We start from the raw sequence: 7,331 nt of genomic DNA, 5'->3' as shown, positions 1-7,331 counted from the left end.
GGGGGGGGGGCGGGGGGGGGCGGGGGGCCGATGGGGGGGGGGCCCGGCTCCTTACTGCTTCGGCTTGAACCAGGTGGCGACGGCGGCCTGCATGTCGGCCGCCAGCTTCTCCGGTGCGATGTTGCCTTCGACCATATCGATGATCTCCGCTTGCAGGACGGAAGAGGCGGTCGGCGACTGCCAGCGGAACCCGACCAGCGTCAGGTAAGGCGTCGAGTTCTTCGACATCTCCATCATTTCGGCCAATACCGGGTCCTTCACCGTGACATCCGTGCGGGCCGGCGGCCAGCCGAGTTCGTCGGCGAACATCTGCGCGAATTCGGCCGAAGCCATGAAGTCCAGCACCTTGATCGCGGCTTCCTTGTTGGCGCTTTCGGAGACCAGGCCGTAGGAGCCGTCCGAGAAGGCCGAGGTGTAGAGCTTTGCTCCCGCATCGTCAGCGGGGAACGGGAAGATCGAGAATTTCAGCTTCGGGTTCTGCGATTTGAAGCTGCCATTCTCGAACGAACCGCCAAGGAACATCGCGGCCTTGCCACCAATGAACTGCTGCGTGGCGGTGGTGTAGTCGATCCCGGCGAAGCCGTCGGGGAAATAAGGCTTCAGCTCGGCGAAGCGCTTCAGCGCCGCGACATAGCGCGGATCCTCGAAGGTCGCCTTGCCGGTCATCATCTCGTCGTAAAAGCCGGGGCCGTAGACGGTCGGGCCGATGACGCCGACGCCGATCTCCAGCTCCCACGCCGAGCCGTTGGCGCCGCCGGTGGCGATCGGCGTGATGCCGGCCGCCTTCAGCTTGTCGCAGGCGGCGACGAAATCCTTGTAGGTCTTGGGAACCTCGATGCCCTGCGCGGCAAAGATATCCTTGTTGTAGAAGACGCCCATCATCGGCACCGAATAGGGCACGCCGTAAAGCTTGCCGTCGGAGCGCCCGCGCGCGCCGCCAAGGGCTGCGTCCGGCATGCTCTTCAGTTCCGGCACGCTCTCGTCGAGCGCGTCGAGATAGCCCGCCTCGACGAAAGGCTGCAATTCGCCATAGGCCTTGAGCTGGGCGATGTCGGGCCCGCGCCCGCCACGCAACGCCGTGCTCAGGCGGTTCTGGTAGTCGGCATCCGGCGTGAACTGGATATTGACCTTGATGCCTGGGTTCTTGGCCTCGAAGGCATCGAAGATGCGACGCATCGCGGCTTCGTCCTCGGTGCGCCAGCTCCACAGCGTCACCGTGCTGTCGGCCCGCGCCGGCAGGCTGGTGAACAGGCCAGCGCAGGCGGCAAGGCCGCCGATCAGGCCAAGGGCTGCGCGTCGGTGAATTGAAAGCATGCTCATTGCCAGTCTCCCATTTTTATCTGTCCTTGGCGTCCCACGGCCCTATCGACGCCGCGGAGAGTCATTCCTCAGGAAAGTCATTATAACGACATAGCAGCATCCGCAAGAGGTCTGACACTCCCTCCGGGAACGGCTGGGCTAAGCCAATCAACCATGATTCCTTCATAGCTACCTGTATTTCAACCGTAAATTTCGTATGTGAACGGACAGCAGAGAAATCAGGGACAGCGCCATGCGCAGCTTTTTCGCAATCGGGCCCTTGCGCCAATGCTTCATGTTGTCATAACGTCATCGTGATCGCTAGCCTGAGGGAGGATGAGGATGTCTCTTGCCTGGACTTCGAAACTGGCTCTGGCCGCGAGCCTGGCCATCCTGCCTGCCAGCGGCTGGGCGCAATCGGTCAACATCTCCTATCTCACTCATTGGTCGCCGGAGACGGTCGCATTGCTGGAAGCGGCGGCCAAGGACTATGCGAAGACCAATCCGGATGTCAGCGTCACCGTGCGCGCCGTTCCCTTCGGCGATCTTCTGACCACCCTGCGCTCCCAGGGCGGCGGCGCGGACGGTCCTACGATCGGCGGCATCTACGATCTCTGGTTGCCTGAGCTCGCCCGCGACAAGCTCGTCGCGCCCGCTCCCGACCCTGTGGCCGAAGAGGTCAAGGGAGCATGGCCCGCTGGCGTGGTGAGCGCCGCGTCGGTCGGCGGCAAGCTCTACGGCATTCCCAACGAGATCGACGTCTACGCGCTGAACTACAACAAGGCACTGTTCAAGCAGGCCGGCATTACTGCTGCGCCGAAGACCTGGGACGAGTTCAAGGAGGCGGCGAAGAAGCTGACCAACAAGGATGCCGGCCAGCAGGGTTTCGGCATGATCAATTCCTGGGCGGCGGGCGTCGTCCACCCCTTCGCCTCGCTGCTGGTCTCCAATGGCGGCGACCTGGTCAAGGACGGCAAGCCGGCGCTGGACACTCCGCAGGCCGCGCAGACCTTCCAGCTCTATGAGGATCTCATCAAGTCGGGCGCCAGCGTGCCGGCCATGGCGACGGCAGACGCCAACACCACCGGCCCCTTCCTCGACAATTTCGTCTCCGGCAACACCGGCATGATCATCATGGCCAATTGGTGGGAAAGCGCGCTGAAGGCAGGCATGGGCGACAGATTCGCGGATATCGCCACCGCACCAATCCCCGTCGGCCCGAGCGGCGACAAGCCGCATTCGATCTCCTATTCCTGGATGACGGTGGTCAACGGCAATGCCGGCGAGGCCGAGCAGAAGGCCGCATGGGAATTCCTGGCCTGGCTCAACAATCCGAAATCCGGCAAGAACGGCGCCTCGGCGATGTCCGACATATTGATGTCGATGGGCATCCTGCCCTCGCGCAGCTCCGATATCGAGGCCCACAAGGACAAGCTCGGCTCGGAATTCCTGTCGGGCTATGTCAGCGTGCTGGCCGACGCCAAGCCCTTCCCGGTCGTGCCGGGCGGACAGGAGTTCTCGGAATCCCTACAGCAGACGCTGGAGGCGTTGCAGTATGGCCAGGTCTCGGCCAAGGATGCGCAGGCGACGGCGCAAGCGGACGCCGCCTCGATCCTGGAGCGCGCCGCCAAGTAGACCGAACCATGATCAACAGGTACCGTGCCTCGGCGGGCATCATGCTGGCGCCCGCCGTGACGTTGATCGGCATCTTCATCCTGTTGCCGATGCTGCTCACGCTCTGGCTGTCCTTCCAGGACTGGTCGACGCAGACGCCCTTTTCCAGCGCCAGCTTCATCGGCCTCGACAATTTTCGCGAGATTTTCGGGCCGACCTCGGTCGGACGCGACTTCAAGGGCGCCTTGGTCAACACGTCCATCTACACCGCGCTTTCCGTCATCCTCATCCTGCCGCTCTCGGTCGCCTTCGGGCTGATGGTCCACCAGCACGATGTTGGCGGCGGCACGGCGCTGCGGACCGTGCTGTTTTCCACCTACATGGTGCCGATGATCGCGGTGGCGCTGGTGTGGTCGAAACTTTATTCGCCTGGTGAAGGGCCGCTGAACCAGATGCTCGGCCTGATCGGCGTCGGCCCGCAGCCCTTTCTGTCGTCCCCGCGCTCGGCGCTGATCTCGATCGTCCTGCTCAATGTGTGGCAGCAGGTCGGCTATTTCACGGTGCTGGCGATTGCGGGGCTGACCCAGATTTCCGGGAGCCTTTACGAGGCGGCAAAACTCGACGGCGCCAACCGCTTCGAGCAGTTCCGCTTCATCACCTTGCCGCTGCTGCGGCGCACGCTCCTGTTCAGCGCGGTCATCGCCATCATCAACGCCGTGCAGGTGTTCGAGCCGGTGGCGCTGATCACGCAGGGCGGGCCGGTCGGCTCGACCAATGTCTTGACCTACCACATCCGCCGCGTCGGCATCGAGCGCGCGCAGGGCGGACTGGGTTCGGCCATGGCCGTCATGCTGATGCTGTCGCTGATCGTCGTGGTCTGCGCTCTGTTCGCCTTTGCCAACCGGAAGGATCAGGAATGAGCGCGGGATCGTCGAGCCGGTTGCCGCGCAGACGCCCCGCCGGCCGCAAGGCGCTGCTGGCCACGCTCATGCTGCTCGTGGCCGTGGCGTCGGCCTTTCCGCTGGTTTGGATGGTTCTGTCCAGTCTCAAGACTCCGGCCGAGAGCATGCAGGTGCCGCCGGTGTGGATCCCGCACACGCCGAGCCTCGACGCCTATGAGAAAGTTTCGGGCGTGGTCAATGTCGGCCGTTCTATGTGGAATTCCCTGGTCATCGCCTCGATCACCACAGCCGGTATCCTCATCACCAGCATGATGGCCGGCTACGCCTTCGCCAAATACCACTTCCCCGGCCGCTCGCTTTTGTTCTCGGTGCTGATCGCGACCATGTTCCTGCCGCCGATCGTGACGCTGATCCCGCTCTATCGCCTCGTCGGCTCGATCGGCCTCAATGCCAGCCTCGCCGGCATCATCGTGCCCAACCTCGCCAATGCCTTCGGTATCTTCCTGATGCGCCAGTTCATTGCAAGCGTGCCTGACGATCTGATCGACGCTGCGCGCATGGACGGCGCCTCCGAACTGCTGATCCTGTTCAAGATCGTGGCGCCCAGCGTGGCGCCGGCGATCGCGGCATTGGCGCTGTTTGCCTTCGTCTATCACTGGAACAGCTATCTGTGGCCGCTGACCGTGCTGCAAGGCAACGCCGACGCCTATCCGATCGTCATCAGCCTCAGCCGGCTGTTGAGTTACAACAGAGGCGCCGTCAACACCGGGTTGGTGATGGCCGGCGCGACGCTTGCCGTGCTGCCGCCGCTCATCCTCTTCGTCCTGCTGCAGCGCTTTTTCGTCGATTCCATCGTCGGCTCGGCGATCAAGGGGTAGCCGCGCTCAAAGGTTTCTGCCCCGGAGGAGGCGACGCGACAAAATCGCGGATCAGCGCGACCACCGCATCCGGCTGTTCGATGCAGGGAATATGGCCGGCATTAGGAATGATTTCGAAGCGGGCGCCGGGGATCAGCGCTGCCAGCGAGCGGACGAGATCGGGCGGTGTCGAGCCGTCCTGGTCGCCGACCATGCAAAGTGTCGGCACCGCGATACGCCGCGCGGCCTCGGTGAGGTCGGCGTCGCGGACCGCCATGCATGTCCCGATGTAACCCGGCAGCGCCTGCCTAGTCAGCATATTGCGGCAACCGGCAAGGTCGGCCGCACGCGCGGCATGGAAGCCGGGCGTGAACCATGCTTCCATCACACCGTCGGCTATCGCCTCGATCCCGTCGCGCTCGACGGTGGCGATACGCTTATTCCAGCTCTCGTCCGTGCCGATCTTGTGCGCCGTGTCGGACAGGATCAGAGCCTCAACGCAGCTGGGATGACGGGTATAGAGCCGCTGCGCGATCAAGCCACCGACCGACAGGCCGAACAGCACGACCCTGCCGAGATCGAAATGATCGATGAGGCCAAGGAGATCGTCGACATGATCATCGATCGACCGGATGCCGCTGCCGATATCGGAAAGTCCGTGGCCGCGCTTGTCGTAGACCAGCAGAGGCATGTCACCGCTTAATTGCGAGATGACATCGTCCCAGATGCGCAAATCGGTACCCAGCGAATTGATGAAGATCACCGGCCGCGCGGTGCCGGTCGCCTCGATATAGCGGTGGTGCAGCGCAAGGCCGCCAATGGTGACGAATGGCACGATTTCGACCCTCCCGGCTCTCACAGTGCATGAGGCATCTGGTTGGGTAAAATGATATTTTGAGGCATCGTTGTAGGACATCGGCCGTTCTGGCACGCCGGTCTTGCGCGAACCACAATGACGGACGACCAATGACAGACCGCCGCAACGTCCTTTTCATCATGTGCGACCAGCTGCGCTTCGACTATTTGAGCTGCGCCGGACACCAGACCCTGCACACGCCGAATATCGACCGGCTGGCCAGCCGCGGCGTGCGCTTCACCAACGCCTATGTGCAATCGACCGTGTGCGGGCCCTCGCGCATGAGTGCCTATACAGGCCGCTATGTCCGCTCGCACGGATCGACGCTTAACGGCGTGCCGCTCAGGGTCGGCGAGCCTACGCTCGGCGAGCATCTGCGCGAGATCGGCGTGCGCTGCGCGCTGATCGGCAAGACGCATATGAGGGCCGACGAGGAAGGCATGGAGCGCCTCGGCATCGACAAGACGTCCATCATCGGCGTGCGCGTCGCCGAATGCGGCTTCGAACCGTTCGAGCGCGACGACGGGTTGCATCCGTCATCCGCCTACGATCCCGATCCGGCCTATGACCAATATCTGCGCGAGCACGGCTTCGACGCCGCCAATCCGTGGGAGCACTGGGCCAATTCCGGTGAAGGCGAGGATGGCGAAAATTTCAACGGCTGGCTGCTCGTCCATGCCGACAAGCCGGCGCGCATTCCCGAGGAGCATTCGGAAACACCCTACATGACGCGCCGCGCCATGCGCTTCATCGAGGAGGCCGAGGCAAAGGGCGAAGCCTGGTGCGCGCATCTCTCCTACATCAAGCCGCACTGGCCCTACATCGTGCCGGCGCCTTATCACGACATGTACGGCAAGGCCGACATAAAGCCGGTCGTGCGCAGCGAAGCAGAACGCGTCTCGCCCCACCCGATCTTCGAAGCCTTCCAGCAGGAGCGCTATTCCAGGAACTTCTCCCGCGACGAGGTCCGCGAAACGGTCGTTCCCTGCTATATGGGCTTGATCAGACAGATCGACGATCAGTTGGGCGGATTGTTCGGGTTCATGGAGGAGCGCGGCCTGTTCGACAACACGATGATCGTGTTCACCTCCGACCACGGCGATTATCTCGGCGACCATTGGCTGGGCGAAAAATACCTGTTCCACGATGTCGCGGCCAAGGTGCCGATGATCGTCTACGATCCGCGCCGGCAGGCCGACGCGACGCGCGGCACGACGTCCGATGCGCTGGTGGAGATGATCGACCTCGCGCCCACCTTCCTCGACTTCTTCGGCGGCAAGGCGAAGCCGCACGTTCTCGAGGGCCGGTCGCTGGCGCCGCTGCTGGCCGGCCAGGACGTGAACTGGCGGCGCCACGCGGTGAGCGAGTACGATTATGGCGGCGATGCCGCGCGGCTGAAGCTCGCTATGCCGGTCGCCGACTGCAAGCTCTACATGATCACCGACGGCCGCTTCAAACTGGTCCATGGCGAGGGCCTGGCGCCGATGTTCTTCGATCTGCACGGTGATCCGGACGAGCTGCGCGACCTCGGCACCGAAGCATCGGCGGCGGCCGACATCGAACGACTGCGGCAGGCGCTGTTCCGCTGGCTGGCGCTGCCCAACAACCGCATCACCGCCGCCGAGGAATGGCTGACGGGAAACGACGACAGGATGCGGCACTTCGATCCGTTGATCGAGCCCGGCGTGCTGATCGGCTACTGGGACGAGGCCGAGCTCGCCGAACAGCGCGAAAGACGCAGGCGCTGGCTGTCACGCGGGTCGGGAGAATGAAGCCCGCAGCCCTTGTTGTGGACGACATGAA

Annotated in this window: 6 protein-coding genes; 4 read left to right on the top strand and 2 right to left on the bottom strand. The window is 63.5% G+C overall.

The annotated features are described in order from the left end of the window. Nucleotides 1–51: 51 nt before the first annotated feature. Nucleotides 52–1,320: an extracellular solute-binding protein gene (locus tag LB545_RS27610; RefSeq protein ID WP_140514572.1), complete on the bottom strand. Its 1,269-nt coding sequence runs from the start codon at nucleotides 1,318–1,320 to the stop codon at nucleotides 52–54. A gap of 321 nt (nucleotides 1,321–1,641) precedes the next feature. Between LB545_RS27610 and LB545_RS27605 the strand changes: the two genes are divergently transcribed. The 3 genes from LB545_RS27605 to LB545_RS27595 are packed head-to-tail and all read left to right on the top strand — an operon-like array spanning nucleotide 1,642 to nucleotide 4,693. Further along, nucleotides 1,642–2,934 carry an ABC transporter substrate-binding protein gene (locus tag LB545_RS27605; protein ID WP_224706127.1) on the top strand — a complete coding sequence of 431 codons (1,293 nt, stop codon included), beginning with the start codon at nucleotides 1,642–1,644 and terminating at the stop codon, nucleotides 2,932–2,934. 8 nt (nucleotides 2,935–2,942) lie between these two features. Next, entirely contained in the window at nucleotides 2,943–3,833 is an 891-nt protein-coding gene (locus tag LB545_RS27600) for a carbohydrate ABC transporter permease (protein WP_224706126.1), read from the top strand. Continuing rightward, a complete protein-coding gene (locus LB545_RS27595) occupies nucleotides 3,830–4,693 on the top strand; it encodes a carbohydrate ABC transporter permease (RefSeq protein WP_140583863.1) in 864 nt (287 codons plus the stop codon). The genes LB545_RS27600 and LB545_RS27595 overlap by 4 nt, the downstream gene beginning before the upstream one ends. Here the strand turns inward: LB545_RS27595 and pcaD are convergent. After that, nucleotides 4,683–5,507, bottom strand: a complete 825-nt coding sequence (gene pcaD / locus LB545_RS27590; protein ID WP_224706125.1) for a 3-oxoadipate enol-lactonase — start codon at nucleotides 5,505–5,507, stop codon at nucleotides 4,683–4,685. The genes LB545_RS27595 and pcaD overlap by 11 nt on opposite strands. A 131-nt stretch (nucleotides 5,508–5,638) precedes the next feature. Between pcaD and LB545_RS27585 the strand changes: the two genes are divergently transcribed. After that, entirely contained in the window at nucleotides 5,639–7,300 is a 1,662-nt protein-coding gene (locus LB545_RS27585) for an alkaline phosphatase family protein (RefSeq protein ID WP_224706124.1), read from the top strand. Nucleotides 7,301–7,331: the final 31 nt, after the last annotated feature.

The sequence above is a fragment of the Mesorhizobium sp. BR1-1-6 genome (assembly GCF_020165355.1).
In the GTDB taxonomy this organism is placed as follows: Bacteria; Pseudomonadota; Alphaproteobacteria; order Rhizobiales; family Rhizobiaceae; genus Mesorhizobium.
Note: the sequence above shows the minus strand (reverse complement) of the source record. Positions and strands in the feature narration are given on the sequence as shown.